The sequence below is a fragment of the Bacillus cihuensis genome, assembly GCF_000504145.1.
In the GTDB taxonomy this organism is placed as follows: domain Bacteria; phylum Bacillota; class Bacilli; order Bacillales; family DSM-1321; genus Peribacillus; species Peribacillus huizhouensis.
This window is the reverse complement of the sequence record NZ_KI632495.1, coordinates 1,572,326-1,591,715: the sequence shown is the minus strand read 5'-3', so window position 1 is coordinate 1,591,715 and position 19,390 is coordinate 1,572,326. Positions and strand designations below refer to the sequence as shown.

The 19,390-nt window shown below is 38.4% G+C and carries 17 protein-coding genes and 1 pseudogene; all 18 read left to right on the top strand.

The features are described from left to right. The first annotated feature begins 242 nt into the window (after positions 1-242). The 18 genes and pseudogenes from V179_RS0113505 (at position 243) to ureG (ending at position 19,237) form a co-directional block, all read left to right on the top strand. Positions 243-1,574: a UDP-glucose dehydrogenase family protein gene (locus V179_RS0113505; protein WP_028391943.1), complete on the top strand. Its 1,332-nt coding sequence runs from the start codon at positions 243-245 to the stop codon at positions 1,572-1,574. A 12-nt stretch (positions 1,575-1,586) separates the two neighbouring features. Further along, entirely contained in the window at positions 1,587-2,117 is a 531-nt protein-coding gene (locus V179_RS0113500) for a phosphatase PAP2 family protein (RefSeq protein WP_028391942.1), read from the top strand. Between the two features lie 81 nt (positions 2,118-2,198). Beyond that, positions 2,199-3,341 carry a glycosyltransferase family 4 protein gene (locus V179_RS0113495; protein ID WP_028391941.1) on the top strand — a complete coding sequence of 381 codons (1,143 nt, stop codon included), beginning with the start codon at positions 2,199-2,201 and terminating at the stop codon, positions 3,339-3,341. Positions 3,342-3,429: 88 nt separating this feature from the next. Continuing rightward, positions 3,430-4,920 (top strand): UDP-glucose--hexose-1-phosphate uridylyltransferase, encoded by a 1,491-nt coding sequence (locus V179_RS0113490; RefSeq protein ID WP_028391940.1) that lies wholly within the window; start codon positions 3,430-3,432, stop codon positions 4,918-4,920. Positions 4,921-5,726: 806 nt separating this feature from the next. Next, positions 5,727-6,773, top strand: a complete 1,047-nt coding sequence (locus tag V179_RS0113485) for a LacI family DNA-binding transcriptional regulator (RefSeq protein ID WP_028391939.1) — start codon at positions 5,727-5,729, stop codon at positions 6,771-6,773. A 323-nt stretch (positions 6,774-7,096) separates the two neighbouring features. After that, positions 7,097-8,359 (top strand): ABC transporter substrate-binding protein, encoded by a 1,263-nt coding sequence (locus V179_RS0113480; RefSeq protein WP_028391938.1) that lies wholly within the window; start codon positions 7,097-7,099, stop codon positions 8,357-8,359. An 88-nt stretch (positions 8,360-8,447) separates the two neighbouring features. Next, positions 8,448-9,374 carry a carbohydrate ABC transporter permease gene (locus V179_RS0113475; protein ID WP_028391937.1) on the top strand — a complete coding sequence of 309 codons (927 nt, stop codon included), beginning with the start codon at positions 8,448-8,450 and terminating at the stop codon, positions 9,372-9,374. Beyond that, positions 9,374-10,204 carry a carbohydrate ABC transporter permease gene (locus tag V179_RS0113470; RefSeq protein ID WP_028391936.1) on the top strand — a complete coding sequence of 277 codons (831 nt, stop codon included), beginning with the start codon at positions 9,374-9,376 and terminating at the stop codon, positions 10,202-10,204. The genes V179_RS0113475 and V179_RS0113470 overlap by 1 nt, the downstream gene beginning before the upstream one ends. A 36-nt stretch (positions 10,205-10,240) precedes the next feature. Continuing rightward, complete coding sequence (gene melA, locus V179_RS0113465) at positions 10,241-11,569, top strand: alpha-glucosidase/alpha-galactosidase (RefSeq protein WP_028391935.1); 1,329 nt, start codon at positions 10,241-10,243, stop codon at positions 11,567-11,569. Between the two features lie 907 nt (positions 11,570-12,476). Beyond that, positions 12,477-12,821 carry a hypothetical protein gene (locus tag V179_RS0113460; protein ID WP_028391934.1) on the top strand — a complete coding sequence of 115 codons (345 nt, stop codon included), beginning with the start codon at positions 12,477-12,479 and terminating at the stop codon, positions 12,819-12,821. A 698-nt stretch (positions 12,822-13,519) separates the two neighbouring features. Next, complete coding sequence (locus tag V179_RS0113455; RefSeq protein WP_028391933.1) at positions 13,520-14,341, top strand: urease accessory protein UreD; 822 nt, start codon at positions 13,520-13,522, stop codon at positions 14,339-14,341. A gap of 25 nt (positions 14,342-14,366) precedes the next feature. Further along, a complete protein-coding gene (locus V179_RS0113450) occupies positions 14,367-15,023 on the top strand; it encodes an urease accessory protein UreF (protein ID WP_028391932.1) in 657 nt (218 codons plus the stop codon). Positions 15,024-15,049: 26 nt separating this feature from the next. Further along, positions 15,050-15,352 (top strand): annotated as a pseudogene (locus tag V179_RS0113445) (urease subunit gamma); the annotation flags it as partial. 118 nt (positions 15,353-15,470) lie between these two features. Continuing rightward, complete coding sequence (locus tag V179_RS0113440) at positions 15,471-15,854, top strand: urease subunit beta (RefSeq protein WP_028391930.1); 384 nt, start codon at positions 15,471-15,473, stop codon at positions 15,852-15,854. Between the two features lie 236 nt (positions 15,855-16,090). Next, entirely contained in the window at positions 16,091-16,261 is a 171-nt protein-coding gene (locus tag V179_RS30085) for an aspartyl-phosphate phosphatase Spo0E family protein (protein WP_084552343.1), read from the top strand. A gap of 76 nt (positions 16,262-16,337) precedes the next feature. Further along, positions 16,338-18,056 carry an urease subunit alpha gene (ureC, locus tag V179_RS0113430; RefSeq protein WP_200868686.1) on the top strand — a complete coding sequence of 573 codons (1,719 nt, stop codon included), beginning with the start codon at positions 16,338-16,340 and terminating at the stop codon, positions 18,054-18,056. A 16-nt stretch (positions 18,057-18,072) separates the two neighbouring features. Further along, positions 18,073-18,591, top strand: coding sequence for an urease accessory protein UreE (locus V179_RS29140; RefSeq protein WP_051404949.1), 519 nt, complete (start codon positions 18,073-18,075; stop codon positions 18,589-18,591). Positions 18,592-18,613: 22 nt separating this feature from the next. Then, the gene (gene ureG / locus V179_RS0113420; RefSeq protein WP_028391928.1) at positions 18,614-19,237 is read left to right on the top strand and encodes an urease accessory protein UreG; all 624 of its coding nucleotides are present in this window, start codon (positions 18,614-18,616) and stop codon (positions 19,235-19,237) included. Positions 19,238-19,390: the final 153 nt, after the last annotated feature.

Here is a 19,390-nt window from a genome sequence, read left to right as displayed (position 1 = left end):
ACCCCAATTAGTTATGGCTAATACCGCATGTTTTTTGAAATATTACAAAATATTTACAATCTCTTAACGCCAGTATAAGAAAAGATTGGACTTTCTTTAATAAAATGAAGGAGAGTAAACTTTTATCCCGCATTAACAGGCAGTAAGACCCCCACCTTAATTTTTGTGGGAGAATCAAGAAAGAGTAGGTGGGGGATGAAAAAAACAACTGATAGAAGTGTCACTTTATAGGAGGGCATTGGATGAATATTACTGTTGCTGGATCAGGCTATGTTGGGTTGGTTACAGGTGTTTGTTTAGCTGAATTAGGTCATCGGGTCATATGCTCAGATATTCAAGAAGAGAAAATTGCCATGTTGCAATCTGGTCGTTCGCCAATATATGAACCTGGATTAGAGGCTCTTCTTGAAAAAAACTTGCAGTGTGGCAATTTGCATTTTACAACTAACCCACAATACGCCTACGAAGATGCTGAGATTATTTTTATTGCGGTAGGAACACCAGAGCAACAAGATGGTACAGCGAATTTAGCATATGTATGTGAGGTCGCCCATTCGATCGCCCATTTTATGAAGCATGATGTCATTATTTGTACAAAGAGCACAGTTCCTGTAGGAACAAACGATCAAATAGCTGAGATCATTCAACGTCAAAAACCTGTAAATCTCCATGCTGAGGTGGTCGCCAATCCTGAGTTTCTTAGAGAAGGATCTGCGGTTGTCGATTTTTTTTACGGAGACCGTATCGTGATTGGTACGAATTGTCCAAAGGCAGCAACCACAATTGAGCAAATCTATCTTCCGCTAGGCATTCCGATTATAAAAACAGATATAAAGAGTGCAGAAATGATTAAATACGCAGCCAATGCATTTCTTGCAACAAAAATTAGCTTTATCAATGAAATTGCTACGATTTGTGAGAAGGTTGGTGCGAATATAGATGAAGTAACAAAGGGGATTGGAAAAGACGAACGGATTGGACCTTATTTTCTCCAAGCAGGTATTGGTTATGGTGGGTCTTGCTTTCCAAAAGATACGAAAGCACTTGTTCAGCTCGCTGGAAATATGCAACACTCCTTTGATCTTTTACAGGCTGTTATTGAAGTGAACACACGTCAAGCTTCACTTCCAGTTGTAAAGGCTAAGGAATTAATCGGCTCATTAAAAGGCAAGAAGGTAGCGCTGCTCGGTCTTTCGTTTAAGCCAAATACGGATGATGTCAGAGAAGCTGCCTCTTTAGTCATTGTAAAGGAATTACTGAAAGAGGGGGCAATCATTACAGCCTATGACCCGATTGCGATTCCAAATGCCCAACATGTTTTAGGGAACACAATTGAATATACACAGGATATTCGGCTCGCCCTCCTACATGCAGACGTAGCTATTATTGCAACGGAATGGGAAGAAATTAAGCAACTTTCATTAGATTCTTATGAATTATATATGAAAAATCCGATCGTCATAGATGGACGAAATTGTTATTCGCTTAAAGAGATTCGAAAACATCCGATGACGTATATTTCAATTGGAAGACCGATTGTTATTAATGAATATAAGAAAAGTACGACCTACTAATGGGGGCAGACGATGGCGAGATTGTTACTTACCTTTTATAACTTCGAATGTCGATTATTTCAGAAAATTAATCGACATTTTGAGAACAGACATTTAAATCTTTTTTTCAGAAATATTACCCATATTGGCGGAGCAACATGCACAATTGCGACCGTATTGATCTTGATTATTTTTTCGTCAGGTGTTGCAAGAATGACCGCCATTTCGAGCGCACTTGCTTTAGCTGTAAGTCATATACCTGTTCATATTGTTAAGAAGCTTTTCCCAAGAAAAAGACCGTATTTAATCGTAGAAAAAACAAATTATCATTCGAATCCGTTGCAAGATCATTCTTTTCCATCCGGTCATACGACGTCGATTTTCTCAGTTATTATACCTAATATTCTTTTTATACCAGTTATTGCGCTGATCTTAATTCCATTAGGCATTCTAGTAGGCTTATCACGAATTTATTTAGGTCTTCATTATCCTTCAGATGTTTTGGCAGGGGCGATACTCGGGTCATTTGTAGGGAGTCTTTCCTATTACTTACTAAGTGTGTAATGTAGAGCCGAGAGGGAAGAAGCACCAGAATTATCCTTGTCTTGAATCGGTTCTTACACTTTTCTAATGAGGAGGAATCTTATGAAGATTGCTATTTTCACAGATACTTTTGATCCAGATATAAACGGTGTTGCGCGCACATTGAAACGATTTACGGATTATTTAAGTGAACAGAATATTTCTTTTAAAATCTTTGCACCTAAATCACAATCGGATGATTATGTTACGAGTCATATTCATCGTTTTAAAAGTCTGTCTTTTTTCTTGTATCCTGAGTGTCGTTTAGCTTTTCCCAATCTAAGTCAAGTCAAATCAGAATTACAGGATTTCGCTCCAGATTTGATTCATGTCGCTACTCCATTTAACATTGGGCTTTGCGGTGCTTACTATGCAAAAAAACTAAACATTCCATTAGTCGGCTCCTATCATACTGATTTTGATCATTACTTACAATTCTATAACATGGAATTTCTCTCTAAACTGCTTTGGCGATATATGAATTGGTTTCACCGCCCTTTTAAAAAAATTTTTGTTCCCTCAAAGGATACGTTAGAAAAGTTAAAACGTCATCGGTTTACAAATTTAGAGCTTTGGGGGAGAGGTGTAGATTGCAATCTTTATCACCCCCATTATGGAAAAAAAGCGGTACGCAAACAATATGATATTCAAAAAAAATACTTGCTTACTTATGTAGGCAGATTAGCTCCAGAGAAAGATGTAAAGACACTACTTGCCATCGCAAAATCCATTCCTGCAAACATAAATGAGCAAATTCAATGGTTAATCATAGGAGACGGTCCAATGCGAGAAGAGCTTGAAGCTGAAGCACCTGAAAACATGATGTTTACTGGCTATTTAAGAGGTGAAAAATTAGCGGAAGTGTATTCTGCATCTGATGTATTTGTTTTTCCATCACCAACCGAAACATTTGGCAATGTTGTTCTTGAAGCACTTGCAAGCGGCACACCCGTAATTGCCGCGAATGCGGGAGGAGTAAAACATATTATTCAAGAAGGGGTAACCGGACATTTATGTCAACCTGGCGATGTGCAGCAATTTACCGACTCGCTCATGCAACTACTCGATCATGATCAAGTACGGGGGCGGATGGGAATAGAGGGCAGAAATTATGCGGTTACACAAAAGTGGGATGCGATATTTGATCAGTTACTTTGGCACTATGCACATGTAATCGAAGAACCAAAGCAACAAAAATTCGCCTAAGTTTGGAGTCAGCCCTTTAGTTCTTCTAAAGGGGCTGATTCCTGTTTTTAACCACAAGAACCTAGATGACATGCTGGAGGATGGGAATATGGATGTGTATTCGAATATACAGCAACTTTTGCACAAAGCAATGCTTTCGGGAATGCTTGGCAAGGAAGATGAGCTTTATGCACGTAATAAAATTATGGATTTATTGGCGTTACAGGATTTTTATAAGAGCGAAGTAGAGACAGTTGAAAAAGATATTTCAGATCTCCTTGATGAATTAACAGAATATGCAGTAAAGACGAAGGTTATTGGTCATTTTAATGAGGAAAGAGACATACTCTCAGCTAAGATGATGGATATTTTTCTACCTAAGCCATCCGAGTTAAATCGGTTTTTTTTTGAAAAATATGAGCAAAATCCGAAACGAGCAACGGATTATTTCTATCAGCTCAGTAAGGATAGTCATTATATCCAATCGAAGCGGAATGGAAATAATATCCAGTTTTCGGTAGAAACGGAATATGGCAAGCTAGCTCTAACGATTAATCTGTCCAAGCCTGAGCTAGACCCGATGGAAATCGCTTGGGCAAGAGAACAAAAATCTCTTCCTTCCACATACCCAAAATGTATGCTTTGTATTGAAAACGAAGGCTACTCTGGAAGAGTGGATCATCCTGCTCGTTCTAATCATAGACTAATTCGGCTCCAATTGACTGATGAGCCATGGTACTTCCACTACTCGCCTTATTCTTATTATCCGGAACATTGTATTGTCTATTCTGGGGAACATCGTGAAATGAGAATGGGACGTGAAACATTTCAGCGTTTATTCGAGTTTGTTGATCAATTTCCCCATTATTTTATCGGCTCAAATGCTGATCTTCCAATCATAGGTGGTTCCATTTTTAGTCATGACCATTATCAAGGCGGACAATTTGAATTTGCCCTAGAAAAAGCAGAAAATGACTTAGTCTTCGAGATTCCTAGTCTTCCATCTGTAAATGCAAGAACAGTTAAATGGCCGATGTCTGTAATCAGACTGAGTGGTATGAATGTGATTGATCTTATTGACGCTAGTAGTCATATTTTCGAAATCTGGCAAGGTTATAGTGATTCTACTGTTAACATCGAGGCTTATTCATGTCAAATCGGCCACAATAGCGTCACGCCAATTGCTAGAAAACGAAACGATGTTTATGAGATGGATCTCGTTCTTCGCAATAATCGAACGACAGCAGAGTTTCCATTTGGAATTTTTCATCCTCACGAAGAACTTCATCACATAAAAAAAGAAAATATCGGCTTGATTGAAGTGTTAGGTCTAGCAGTTCTCCCACCACGTTTGAAACAAGAGCTCTTAGAAGTGGAAAAATATTTATTACGAGAACCAAATGTAATTCAAGACTATCATCTGCCTTGGGCGAATGAGATAAAAGCAAGATTCGATAATCAAATGACGCAAGCAACCGTTCGGACGACTCTATGTACTGAAGTAGGACAGAAATTCCTGAAATGTCTAGAAGATGCTGGCGTTTTTAAGCGGAATGAAGAAGGCCAACAAGCATTTCGTCGTTTCCTTCATCTGATTTAGTGGGCGAGAGAACTTTTAATAGAATAAAAGGTTTGAAAAATAAATTGAATTCCAACACAACGACTTATAGTAAATATTTTCCGGTTGGGCGACAGGAACTCCACGGATGACATTCAAGATGTGGAACTTAACACGAGTGACTCCCAATTTAGTTTGCGCGCGGAACGATCAGGTAAAGGAGACGGTCGAATTTACAAGATTACCTACACGGTAAGCGATTATGCCGGCAACATCGTGACTAAGGAAGCGACCGTTTCGGTTCCTAAATAAAAGCTCAAACGAATAAATATAAGTGTTTGATGAGAGACTGCCCATAAAAAAGATTAGTCCCTGAATCTAAAGTATCAATTATTTGAAGTGTACACGTATCAATAAATGGTAGATAGAGAGAGGTTAGATCTTTTGGGGTAGTCTCTTATTTTTTTGTGGGAGTATTTACAGAACTCGTTCACATATAAAAAGAGTGTAGTTTATCTAGAAAATAACGATGAAGAACGATAGTGCCGCTTTGTTTAACGAGAAAAGGGGAAAAGATTAGTAAAACTTTAGCGGAGGATTGATTTTTTATTTAGTTAATTGAATAAAGGTTTAGTGAATATCACTAAAAATAAACAGTTGTTTTTCAAATAAAGTAATGATTAATAGAGAAAAATGTCTATTTTTCAGAAATTATTGATAGAATTTTCTAAAAAAAGTATTGAAAGCGCTTTAAATAGTTGGCATTATTTACTTAACAAGTAAATATTCAGTAAAAGTTAGTGGGTATACTAGTTTGATGTTTACTGAATGTAGTGAAGGAGTCTGAAATGGCAACAATCAAAGATATTGCAGTTCGTGCAAAAGTGTCTAGTGCAACGGTATCTAGAGTTTTAAATAATGATCCTACCCTTTTAGTTACAGATGAAACGAGGAACCGAATAGTAGAAGTTTCAAAAGAATTGGGCTATACGACAGTGAGAAAGCGGAGAAATGAACAAAAGCTTGAGAACGTAAGGAGTCCTAGAATTGGTATTATTTTAACGTGTTCATTAGAAGAAGAAGAAGATGGTGTTGATGACGACCCATACTTTTCTATTATTAGACAAGGTGTAGAGAGTGAGTGTTTAAATCAGGGAATTTATACGAACAAGATTATTCGGTCTTCTGATTCAAATCAAGAGCAAATCATGGAAGATATAGATGGCTTGATTGTGATTGGTGGTATGAACCTAAGTCTTTTAAATAGACTAAAAGATACTTTGAATAATATTGTGTTTATCAATTACTCACCAGATGAGGATAGTTACGATTCAGTCATGATTGATTTTAGAAAAGCAACCACTAGTGCTATGGAACACTTATTGAATCAAGGATTTAAGGAAATTGGTTATATCGGTGGAAGTGAGAGTGATGATTCAGATAACAATTTAGTGGTTAGGGATACGCGTCTAACGATATATGAAGAAATAATGAAATCGAAAGGTATCTTTCGGAGAGATCAAGTATTTATTGGCGAATATTCAATGACGCAAGGATACATGTTGATGAAAGAAGCAATTCATAAGGGGAATCTACCTGAAGCCTTTTTTATCGCAAGTGATTCGATGGCGATTGGCGCACTGCGCGCAATTCAAGAGGCACATTTAAAAGTGCCTGAAGATATTGCCATTGTTAGCTTTAATGATATCCTAATGGCGAAATTTGCAAGTGTACCATTAACGTCAGTTAAGGTTTATACAGAGCAATTGGGAAGAGTTGGAGTGAAATTATTATTAGACAGAATTAATGGGAGGGAAATTCCTCTGAAAGTGACTGTCCCTACTAAGTTAGTTATCCGCGATAGCTGCGGGGCTAAAAATAAACTAGATTCTTAAGGTTACATTATATCGATCATGATTGGGGAAAATGTTTAACTTTTAAGGAGGTGAGGAACTGGAGAAATTAATTCGTTTGTCTAGAGTCATTAAGGGGTCATATTGTACGCATAAAGAAAGAGATGAAAAGTCATATAAATAGATAAAGATCTATTTGGCAGAATAGATCTTTATCAACGACTCTTCCATCTCTACTATTCTCTATAAGAGAAATGAACTAGATCTCTATTGTAAGTTAACTTCATCCGTTTTAGCAAAAAATAATGTGTTATTAGTCAAAGAAAAAACCATTTATTTTACTAAGAAAATAGGGGAGAAATACGATGAAAAAGTATCTGAATATGTTCTTGCTTGTAGTAGCTTTCAGTTTAATTGTTTCGGGATGCTCCAGAAGTTCATCAAATAAGACTGGTGGAGCGGATGGTACAATCACATTATCTCTTTTCTCAACGATGAAAAAAGAAGGGGAAAAGAAGGCATTCGCAAGTGTTGTTGCCAAGTTCGAAGAGGCAAATCCTAAAATAAAGATTGAATTGAATTCGCCTGGAGATTATGAAGATATGCTTCGTGTCAAGATGGCTGCGAATGATATGCCAGATTTATTTGATACACATGGCTGGTCACAGCTTCGATATGGTGAATATGTCATGGATTTAAAGGATATGGATTGGGTTAAAAATCTTGATCCAGCGTTAGATCAAATACTTAAGGACAAAGACGGAAAAGTGTATGCGTTTCCATTGAATCAAGCGAAAGATGGAATTAGCTATAATGTTGCTGTGTTAAAAGAGTATGGCATTGAACCACCGGCGACTCTAGATGAGTTTATGAAAGCATTAGAAACAGTTAAAGAAAAAAGCAATGGAGAAGTTACACCATTATGGATTCCTGGTAGTGATAAAGATGGTATAGCTCAAATTTTTGACGAGTTTGCGACGCCATTACTGATTACCGACCAGAAGAATAGTTATGGAGATCAATTAGTAGATGGAACATTTGACTGGAACAATTACACGCTGCTTGCTGAAAAAATGAAGGAAATGCAAGACAAAGGGTTGTTAAATGAAGATGTTCTAACAGCACAAATACAACAAGCAACAGAGTTAATGGCCCAAAATAAGATAGCATTCACGTTTGTTGCAGGCTCACTTGGCCCTGATGCAACAGAATTAAACCCAGATGTAAAAATAGGGACCATGCCAGTACCTGCGATTCATGAAGGAGATCAGCCGAGTTGGATTGGCGGTGAGCGTCATACTATAGCGATATCTAAAAACACAAAGCACGCTGATGAGGCAAGACGTTTTCTTGACTTTATCGCTCAACCAGAAAATATTATAACGATTGCTAATGGAACATCAGCGCCAGATGCTTTTACGAATGTTGATGCGGAAAACTATTTCTCCGCGTACTATAAAGAATTCGAGGATATTGATGTACAACCATACTTTGATCGTGTGTATTTACCAAGTGGCATGTGGGATGTTATGGGGACGACTGGTCAAGAATTGTTTTCAGGTAGCTTAACACCTGAAAAGTTATCGAAAAAAATGGGCGAAGAATATAATCGTTTAAGAAAACAGTAGCTACGTGTACGAATAAGGGAGTTATTGAAGGATGGCGACTCCCTTATCCACAATAACACAAAGCACGTCTAAATATGGAGTTGATATGATGAGTGAACTAGTAGCGAGAAGAAAGGTAGCCGTTTCCAAGAAAGCACCGAAGCGAAAAGAGAAAAAGCCATCTTCTCTTTGGTGGATGTATACACCCAGCTTGGTCATCGTTTTTCTGTTTATTTTATATCCATTCTTAAATGGGATTCAGTTATCGTTTACGAATTGGAACGGTTTTTCGCAAAGTTATGATTGGGTAGGCATAGACCAATACAAACGAATGTTTACAGATCCCACAACATGGCTCGTCGTGAAAAATACCTTACTGTATGGAATAGGTAGTACCATCTTGCAAAATATTATCGGCTTATTATATGCGCTATTGTTAAATCAAAGCATTCGAATGAAAGCCATTACCCGAACGGTGATTTATCTTCCCGTTATTATTAGTCCGTTAATCATGGGGTATATCTGGTATTTCTTCTTAGCCTATCAAGGTGGAGCACTGAATGACGTCTTGCTATTCTTAGGCTTAGACAAAATCAATGCATTAGCAAATCCGGAGTGGAATACGTGGATCATCGTATTTGTCAATACATATCAATATGTGGGCGTTGCCATGATCATTTATTTAGCTGGGTTACAAAGCATCTCAAAAGATTATTATGAAGCAGCGCAAATTGATGGTGCCTCTGCCCTTCAGCAGTTTAAAAATATTACACTCCCATTGTTAATGCCATCGATCACGATTAATATGGTGATCAATATTATCGGTGGTTTAAAATTATTTGATGTGATTATTGCCTTAACGGGTGGTGGACCTGGAAATGCCTCTCAATCGATGTCAACGTTTATGTATGATTTGTATTTTAAAAGACAGGATGCTGGTTATGCAGCAACGCAAGGTGTTTTCATGGCTATCATCATCCTTATTTTAAGCTTAGCAGCTCTCGTTTACTTTAGACGAAAAGAGGTCGAAGCATAGTGACATACACAGACAAGAAAAAGAAACGATTGTTTGCTGGGTTGGCTATTTTCATTACGCTCGTTCATATCATACCTTTCTACATTTTAATTACGACTGCTTTAAAAGCGAAAGGTGATTTCAGTTCAAAATGGGTTTTCCCCAAGCAAATAAGTTTCGAAAACTTTTCCGAGGCGTGGGAACTTACCAACTTAGGGAATTCGTTTATCAATTCGGCCATTATCACACTGTTTTCAGCCGTATTATTGATCGTATTAGGATCAATGGCTGCCTACCCGCTGGCACGTCGGCAAACAAAATTAAATAAGTTTTTTTACTTCTTATTTATTGCCATTATGATTATTCCACCATTGACGGCACTTGTGCCATTGTACAATTTGGTTGTTGATTTTGGCATGATGAATACGTATGATGTGGCGATTCTCAATAATGTTGCAGCGTTTATGCCATTAACGATCTTTTTATATGCAGGCTTCATTCGGTCAACGATACCAAAGGAATTAGAAGAAGCCGCCAAGATTGATGGGGCGAGTACGCTCGGGATTTTCTTTAGAATCGTGTTTCCGTTGTTAAAACCAATAACTGCATCGATTCTAATTATCTCTTGTGTATACATTTGGAATGATTACCAGTTTGCGATCTTCTTCTTGCAAGATAGTGCGATGCATACATTAACCGTTTCATTAGCCAATTTCTTTGGGGCCAATCAAAATAAACTGAACTTAGTAGCAGCAGCAGCATTAATGTCGATGTTACCGATGACCATTTTATATTTATTCTTACAAAAATACTTCATTAAAGGGTTATCAGCGGGTTCAGTAAAAGGTTAATCATAAAAAAACAGAGATAAGGAAGGAAGAGGAAATATGTCTAAAATTACATTTATTGGAGCAGGAAGTACCATTTTTGCTAAAAACGTTCTAGGAGATTGTTTGTTTGTACCAGCATTAGCTGGGTTTGAATTTGCCCTTTTCGATATCGATGAGCAACGTCTAAAAGACTCTGAAAATATGTTGAATAACTTAAAGAAAAACTATAATAGTAATGTAACGATTCAGTCATACTCTGATCGAAAAGAAGCGCTTCGAGGAGCAAAATATGTGATCAATGCAATCCAAGTTGGTGGTTACAAACCTAGTACTGTTATTGACTTTGAAATACCTAAAAAATACGGTTTACAGCAAACAATTGCTGATACAACGGGGATTGGTGGGATTTTCCGAGCCCTTCGTACGATTCCGGTGATGCTGGATTTTGCGAAGGATATTGAAGAGGTTTGTCCTGATGCCCTGTTCTTAAATTACACAAATCCGATGGCTAGTTTAACCGGTGCGATGCTGCGCTACACAAACGTGAAAACGATCGGACTATGTCATAGTGTTCAAATTTGTACAGAGCATTTATTTAGAGACTTAGAAATGGATCATGAAGGCATTGAAGAACGGATTGCCGGTATTAACCATATGGCATGGTTATTAGAGGTTAAGCGTGACGGAAAGGATTTATATCCAGAAATTAAACGTCGTGCCAAGGAAAAACAAAAAACTAAACATGATGATATGGTTCGCTACGAATTAATGGATAAGTTCGGCTACTATATTACAGAATCTTCCGAACATAATGCCGAGTACCATCCATATTTTATAAAAAGTAAATATCCAGAGCTGATTGAAAGATTCAATATTCCACTTGATGAATATCCTCGCCGGTGTGTTTCGCAAATTGAGAGCTGGGAATCAATGCGAGAAGATATGGTGAACAACAGTCAGCTAACACATACTCGTTCCAATGAGTATGGTTCAAGAATTATTGAAGCGATGGAAACAAATGTGCCATTCAAATTTGGTGGAAACGTATTAAATACCGGTCGCTTAATTAGCAATCTTCCAGAAAATGCAGTGGTCGAAGTACCATGTGTTGTCGACCGCAATGGCATTATGCCGACTTACATCGGTGATCTACCAGAGCAGCTAGCTGCACTTAATCGAACAAATATTAATACTCAACTTCTCACAATCGAAGCAGCAATCACTGGAAAACGAGAGCATGTGTACCAAGCGGCTATGCTTGATCCGCACACAAGCGCTGAACTATCCATGGACGACATCATCTCGATGTGTGATGAGTTAATTGAAGCACATGGAGATTGGCTGCCGCAGTTTACGAAAAATGAATCTAAAGTTTATGTGAAATAAGATTTTGCGATGAATTAAGAGGGTGTCTTAAAAAGGGTCAGACCACGCGCTATATATTAGTTGCGGAGTCTGACCCTTTCGCTCGATTGTTTTTATGATAAAGTTTAATAATTTGAATGTGTTTATTAGACATAAAACAGTAACGATAATTACATTTTGTTTTCTATTGTTAAGACAAAATAACAGTTCTATTACAAATAGGGAATATTTAATAAATCGACAAAATTTTAAAAATAGCTTGTTTATACTGGCATTAGCTTTAACAGAAAGGAGTTGAAAATCCCCACAATCAAATAATTGTGATGATAACTTCGGATATGGAGCAAAATTGTATGTAAAGCATTTTAGAAGCGATCAGCTATAGCGACTGTAGTCATCAAGATGGACTTTCTGGCCAATGATTTTGGCTTCATTGAAAAGGATCCAATTAAAAACGAACCGTGTAATAAAAACTTGTCGCGATAATGTTCTACCACTGAATAAACAAGCTTGCTTTCGAAAATAGGTTGATTCTAGCTAACTATCAGAATCATTGAACGATGATTCTTTTGATTATTCAGTTCTCTTAGTAGCTAGCAAGATAAGTTTCTAGGTTAATCAAGTGCCAATATACGTGTGCAGAATTTTGATAGAATCCCCTAGCCCAAATAAATCCTATACTTGTGGTACTTATTTGTCACGGTAAGAAAAGGAGAACAAGATATGTCAAGAAGGAGCCATGATGGAAACTTTACTTAGTCTAGGCATATATATATCGGGTGCTCTTTCTGTTCTTTGGCTAATCACCATAGCATTTGACTTATTTTTGGAATAAAAGGCTAAGAATAAGAGGGACATCTAATTTTGTATGCTTTAATAAGAACCAACTAGATTAGCTCGAAACGGTTGATTGGAAGGAGAACAGGAAATGCGTGTTGATAGTAAGCTTATAGAAGCAAAGGAAAGGCAACTAGCCCGATTTTTGGAAGCACATTCAACAGAGGAAGTGTTTAATGAAATCCAGGAGTACATGCCATCCATTCGTTCTCGATCAGATATTCTCCGTAAGTTGAACGAAATGAAGCTACCACCCTCTGTCATAAAAACTCTCATTTATTATGTACTTGCTACGAATAAGCAAAAGTTCGTGACTTATAAACTATTGGCATTAGCTAATTTATGCAGAAAATTGAACATTCAGGATGCCCGGGGAGCAATTACTTTCTTTAAACAATACTATTCATACCATACTCAAATAATTCAAGAAGGGTAACATCGATTATCTTTGATAGTTTGACCTTGCGCTCTGTATCAGTATGTAGTGTTTAATGAATATTCTTTTACTGTATTTAGTTCTTGTAGGGTCAGACCCAATAGCCATTAACTTTAGTAAGATGAGCACAAAACGTCATGCCTTTGGTTAAATCAACCAAATTAGGCATGGCGTTTTTTATTTACATGAATGATCAGATACGACAAAAAACTCACTCAAGTGTTCAGTTGTCCAATACAAATGTGGACAACTGGACAATTATGATACAGTATTCCATAAATTTATAATGTAAAAAAAACGTTCATTTAAAGTCACATAATGAATTTTTATGGTTGTGAGATTGAAGAAAAACGGCTCGATACCAACTAACTATATGATTGTATTCTTAATATTTTGTGTAAATGATTGAATAATCTATAAATTTGGCACGATAATTGCATTTATAAAAAGATAAGGACGATAAATCATTACCTAGGGTTGGCCGCGAAATGACTAATTAGATTGAGAGGGAGTGATTGTCACAAGATTTATGGGCCTTAAAACGCTGCTCCATCAGGATAAGATTGATAACGCCTATAATCTAAATAGAGCTGGAGAAGAATAACGGAATATATGCAGCAGACGTCCCGCTTTAAGATGACAAGAGAAAATTGAGCATCTGTCATCTTAAAGCGGGTGGTAGCGAAAGGAGGTAGCAAATGCAGGAGGGTATGTTGGAACTCGGTATTAAGGTTGACCAGAATGAAAAAAGTTATATTTCCCGGATGAATTACAGATTCCCTTTGAAGGTAATGCGCCCATTTTATATGGACGATATGGGGACTGCGTTCGTGTATGTTTTCGATACAGCAGGTGGGATGTTGGCCGGGGATCGTGCGGATTATTCCATAAGTGTGGAAGATTGTGCCCGTCTTTATTTGACGAACGCCTCGACTTCCAAAATCTATCAAATGCCAGAAGGTAAGGCTTTTATAAACCAACACTTTCATGTAGGAGAGAATGCCAGCTTGGAATGTTTCCCCGAAGCGATCACATTGTTTCGGCAATCGGAACTAGAGACACAAACTCGGATTGATGTACATCCAAAATCTGTACTAGCTTACTGCGAAATGTATTCCAGTGGTCGTAAAAGCACGGGAGAGTCGTTCGAATTCAGAAGTCTCTCGAATCGGTTACATTTATATATTGGGGGAAAGCTTGCGATTTGGGAACAATTTAGGTTGAACATGGAACGGGAGCAATTCGCGCGCCTCGGTTATTTAGAAGGATATTCACATTGGGGGACCTTGTACTTATATGCCGGTCAAGGAAAGGCCGATAGTATTAGACGGCTTCAGGAGTATCTATCAACAAAGGACAGATTGAGTGTTCGTGCAGGATGTTCACTGCATCCAAGCGGTGTCATTACGATGAAAGTACTTAGTTCGAATTACGAAGAAATGACAGAGTTGTTTAATGACGTTTGGTCTTTTATGAGACCGCTGATGTTGAAAGGGGAGTTGCCTTATATCCGGAAATAAGCAAACATCAAGTTTACTTACATGGTTGCAACTATCTGGAGGAACATTTCCGACAGGTAGCTTTAACCACTCTTATGGGCTTGAAACCTACATTCAGAACTATCGAATCAATACAGCGACAGAAGTTGAAAGTATTTTGCAAACCATACTTGAAGCAAATATTCGTTTAGACGCTGTATTTGTTAAAGAAGCGTATGAGGCTACTTTACAGGATGATTCAGCTAGATTGGCTGAGCTTCAGCAATTGTATACGGCTACAAAACCTGCCAAGGAGTTATTCGAGGCTAGTATGAAAACAGGGAGATCGCTATTGCTTGGTGTGAAAAATCTACAGGCAGGCAATGAAACTTCTTTTTATGGAAACTTGTTGAACAATTCTTTGCAGTATCACTACGCGATAGGCTATGGCGTAGTGGCAGCGAAACTGTCTTTACCTCTAAGGGAGACTGTGCAGACGTATTTGTTTTCTGGAATGGTATCTTTGGTATCCGTGGCGACCCGAATTATGCCACTTGGCCAAAATGAGTCGCAGCTTGTACTCTACAGACTTGGAAAACAATTAGAAAATTATCCGATAATAGAAGAGGAATTTACGATCGAGAACGTAAATAGTTTTTTTCCTGGTCTTGAGATCGCTTCAATGGAACATGAAACCTTATATACAAGGGTTTGCATGTCATAAAAAATGAATAGGTGGTGGAGGAAAAAATGCATTTAACTCCAAGGGAAAATGAAAGGCTGCTAGTATTCACTACAGCTGAATTAGCAAGAAGAAGATTGAAAAATGGATTGAAACTCAATTATCCAGAAGCGGTGGCAATTATAAGCGACGAGCTTATGGAACAGGCCGTTACAGCGAACAAGCTGTTGGCGGATATTATTTCTTTTGGCACGCAAATATTGTCACAAGAAGATGTCTTACCTGGAGTGAGAGAGCTAATCCCAATCATACAAGTAGAAGGAATGTTTTTAGACGGATCAAAATTAATCACTGTACATGACCCAATTCGTCTCCCGACAAGATCGGAAATAGGGAATCAAAACTACTTTACATTGGATGATTCAATTTTTACTTCGCCAAGATCTGAGAAAGTGAACCAAACTGTTTAATATTTTAGGAGGTGACAGAATGACTAAAATTAATGGAAATATAGGAGAAATTCGTTACGAGGGTGAGCCTATTAAGCTGCGTCCAGGGTCTCGAAGAGAGGTGATTCGAGTTCAGCATTGTGGTGACCGTCCTATTCAGGTAGGATGCCACTTTCACTTTTTTGAAGTGAACAAAGCCTTGCAATTTGACCGTGAAAAGGCATTTGGTATGCATCTGGATATATTGTCTGGCACGGCTATTCGGTTTGAACCTGGTGAAGAAAAGACCGTTCAGTTAGTCGACTTTGGAGGGAAAAAGAATATATTTGGTTTTAATGGGTTGACGATGGGTTCTATGGAAGATCAAAGCATTAGAGAAAACGCTTTTAAAACAGCTGTAGAAAAAGGTTATATGAAAAAATGAAGAATAATACTAAAACAAGTAAACACCATGGCCAAAGTGAAAAAACAGACCCTAATCCTACATGTACCGGGAATTAAAGCCATTTAACTTTTGGCTGTGATTTTAGAATAGTGTTGATTTCTGGTTTTTATAAAAGCAGAACAATGGATTATAAATCTTTTTGTAAGTTTCTGAGGTTTGCTTAGTTTTTAGATTAATAAAATTTAATAAGTAGCGGAGTAGAGAGGGACAGGTTAATGGTTTTAAACAATATACTAGATTTAAAGAAGAGTATAGATGAAGATCGACTAGTTATGTATGAATTGGCAAAGAATAAAGCACTTTCTGATTTCGATGTAATTAAAATCAGTCAAATAATAGACAGAAAAATTATAATGGTGCAAAAAAAAGGTGCAATTTGCTCCTGAATAAACAGAATTTTCTGGTTATCATACTTAAAAATATGATTGAGCTTGTGAACATATTACTTTTAATGAAAAGGGGATAACGATGGAAATAAGCAGAAAGCATTACGGTGAATTATTCGGTCCAACTGTTGGAGATAAAGTCTCACTCGCAGATACAAATCTTTGGATTGAAATTGAGAAGGATTATAATGCTCCAAACTATGGAGACGAAGCAGTGTTCGGGGGCGGTAAGACATTGCGGGAGGGGATGGGGCAATCATCAATTCCGAATAGTGAAGGTGCACTAGATTTTGTCATTACAAATGTGATCATAATGGACCCTATTCAAGGGATTGTTAAAGGCGATATTGGTATCAAGGAAGGCAAAATTGTTGGTATCGGAAAGGCTGGAAATCCTAACACGATGGATATTACTCCCGGTCTAATCGTTGGTCCTGGTACTGATATCATTTCTGCTGATCCCGGAATGATAGCGACACCTGGAGGAATCGACACTCATGTACACTTTGACTCAGCTCAATTAGTTGAAGAAGCACTCAGCAGCGGACTCACGACCATGCTTGGGGGAGGAACAGGTCCGAAGACTGTAGGCATCGAAGCACCCGGTGCTTTTAATATCCAACGAATGATTAATGCCTTTGAAGCGTTTCCTATGAACATGGGTATGCTTGGTAAAGGAAATTCGAGCGACAAAGCGGCATTGATCGAACAAATTAAAGGAGGGGCGATTGGACTTAAAATTCATGAGGACTGGGGAAGCACATTGTCAGTCATTGATACATGCCTTCAAGTAGCAGATGAAATGGATTTTCAAGTTCAAATCCATACAGACACGCTAAACGAGTCTGGCTTCGTAGATGATACACTGGAAGCGATCGATGGCCGTACAATCCATGCCTATCACATTGAGGGAGCAGGCGGAGGGCACGCACCAGATATACTAAAGGCGGCAGGCTATCCGCATATCATTCCATCCTCCACTAATCCGACAAATCCGTATACAGTTAATACGGTAGATGAGCATCAGGATATGATTATGGTTTGTCATCATTTGAATCCAGCAGTACCTGAGGATGTAGCATTTGCAGATTCTCGTGTTCGAGCAGAAACGATAGCTGCGGAAGACGTTCTTCACGATATGGGGGCTATCAGTATAATGGGTTCCGACTCTCAAGGTATGGGACGAATTGGAGAGACCATTTTGCGTGTGTGGCAACTTGCTTCCAAAATGAAACTTCAGCGGGGTGCATTATCTGAGGAGCAAGGAGATAATGACAACACTCGTGTGCTTCGTTATTTGGCCAAATATACAATTAATCCTGCTACCGTATTTGGTATTAAAGATTATGTCGGTTCTTTGGAACCTGGCAAGCTAGCAGATATAGTCCTTTGGCGGCATACATTATTCGGTGTAAAGCCAGAGACAATTATTAAAGGTGGTTTCATCGCATGGTCCACGATGGGAGAGCCTAACGCTTCGCTCATGACTTGTCAACCAGTGCTGTATCGGCCGCAGTACGGATCTTTTGGAAGTAATCCGAATAAACTTTCTTATATTTTTGTTAACCAAGCAGCTATCGATAATGGAATCGCCGATCAGCTCCCAGCATCCGCAGAGAAGTTTGTACCAGTTCGAAATACGAGAAATCTTAGTAAAAAAGATATGATACGGAACGATTATTGTCCTGATATTAAAGTGGATCCTGAGACGTACCGTGTAGAAGTAGATGGAGAATTGATAACGTGTGAACCGTTGGAGGAAGTACCGATGAGCCGACTTTATTTTCTTAGATAAGAAAGGATGATGTGTAATGATTTGCAATCAAATAGTAGGGAATATATTTGAAGACGGGCTTTCTAATGGGAACGAGGAGTTACGTGGATTTGAGACTGTTGAATTGACATGGGATGAATGCGCTAAACGAATTCTTCGCAAGAAGACGAATCGCGGCAGAGAAATAGGCATTTCCTTGCCACTGCAGCCACAGACTTCACTTCGCCATGGAGATATTCTAACAAGGGAGGAGGAAGGGACAGTTCTTGTATCCCTTCAGCCTTGTGATGTTTTGGTCGTGTTCTCTGAATCAACCAAAGAGCTTGGGTTGATCGCCTATGAATTAGGAAATAGACACTTGCCTCTTGAAGTGACGGATAGCGGGGAAATTGTTCTACTAATAGACGACCCGACGGAAGTGCTATTGAACAAGCTGCATGTACATTATGAGACACAATGCAGACGCTTCCAACCTATTCCAAAGGGAGGCGGACATCACCACCATGACCACGATCATGGTCATGTAGATCAAAGTTTGATGAGCAGTAAACAATAAACTTTTAACGGAGGTATGTAAAATGGGATATGTCAGAGTAGGTATTGCAGGACCAGTTGGTTCAGGTAAAACGGCACTTGCCGAGCGTTTGACCAAACACATGGCGAAGGATTACAGCATGGCCGTCGTCACAAACGATATTTATACAAAAGAAGACGCGGAATTTCTGGTTCGTTCAGGAGTTCTCCCTGCAGAACGGATCGTTGGAGTCGAAACGGGAGGATGCCCTCATACAGCGATTCGGGAGGATGCTTCTATGAATTTAGAAGCGATTGACGATCTTGTTGAGCGTTTTCCAGATGTCGAGCTTATTTTAGTAGAGAGCGGGGGTGATAACTTGTCGGCCATTTTCAGTCCAGAGCTAGTCGATGCTTTCATATATGTTATCGATGTGGCTGAAGGTGATAAAATCCCACGCAAAGGTGGTCCAGGAATTACTCGTTCTGATTTGCTGGTCATTAACAAGATTGATCTTGCTCCTTACGTTGGTGCAGACTTGGAGATGATGGATCGAGACACTAAACGTATGAGAGGGGATCGGCCATATTTGTTCACTAATATGGTAACAGAAGAAGGCCTAGATGAAGTCATGAGTTGGATCAAGAAGCAAGTTCTTCTAGAGGATCTTTCTTTAAAGAGTCAATAGGATTATCAAATATCGCCAAAATAGTTATCGGTTTAAAGTTAAATTTAACGATTTTGAAACACTTGACTTTGAGGAAAAAATGGCCAAAGTAAAAAACGAGCGTAAATGACTCAAACATTCATTTACGCTCGTTATAGATGACTTAAAAATGGT

What these genes read in the sequence shown, in the direction of transcription:
- V179_RS0113505 (WP_028391943.1), top strand. Translation starts at nt 243, where the DNA reads ATGAATATTACTGTTGCTGGATCAGGCTATGTTGGGTTGGTTACAGGT.
- V179_RS0113500 (WP_028391942.1), top strand. Translation starts at nt 1,587, where the DNA reads ATGGCGAGATTGTTACTTACCTTTTATAACTTCGAATGTCGATTATTT.
- V179_RS0113495 (WP_028391941.1), top strand. Translation starts at nt 2,199, where the DNA reads ATGAAGATTGCTATTTTCACAGATACTTTTGATCCAGATATAAACGGT.
- V179_RS0113490 (WP_028391940.1), top strand. Translation starts at nt 3,430, where the DNA reads ATGGATGTGTATTCGAATATACAGCAACTTTTGCACAAAGCAATGCTT.
- V179_RS0113485 (WP_028391939.1), top strand. Translation starts at nt 5,727, where the DNA reads ATGGCAACAATCAAAGATATTGCAGTTCGTGCAAAAGTGTCTAGTGCA.
- V179_RS0113480 (WP_028391938.1), top strand. Translation starts at nt 7,097, where the DNA reads ATGAAAAAGTATCTGAATATGTTCTTGCTTGTAGTAGCTTTCAGTTTA.
- V179_RS0113475 (WP_028391937.1), top strand. Translation starts at nt 8,448, where the DNA reads ATGAGTGAACTAGTAGCGAGAAGAAAGGTAGCCGTTTCCAAGAAAGCA.
- melA (WP_028391935.1), top strand. Translation starts at nt 10,241, where the DNA reads ATGTCTAAAATTACATTTATTGGAGCAGGAAGTACCATTTTTGCTAAA.
- V179_RS0113460 (WP_028391934.1), top strand. Translation starts at nt 12,477, where the DNA reads ATGCGTGTTGATAGTAAGCTTATAGAAGCAAAGGAAAGGCAACTAGCC.
- V179_RS0113455 (WP_028391933.1), top strand. Translation starts at nt 13,520, where the DNA reads ATGCAGGAGGGTATGTTGGAACTCGGTATTAAGGTTGACCAGAATGAA.
- V179_RS0113440 (WP_028391930.1), top strand. Translation starts at nt 15,471, where the DNA reads ATGACTAAAATTAATGGAAATATAGGAGAAATTCGTTACGAGGGTGAG.
- V179_RS30085 (WP_084552343.1), top strand. Translation starts at nt 16,091, where the DNA reads ATGGTTTTAAACAATATACTAGATTTAAAGAAGAGTATAGATGAAGAT.
- V179_RS29140 (WP_051404949.1), top strand. Translation starts at nt 18,073, where the DNA reads ATGATTTGCAATCAAATAGTAGGGAATATATTTGAAGACGGGCTTTCT.
- ureG (WP_028391928.1), top strand. Translation starts at nt 18,614, where the DNA reads ATGGGATATGTCAGAGTAGGTATTGCAGGACCAGTTGGTTCAGGTAAA.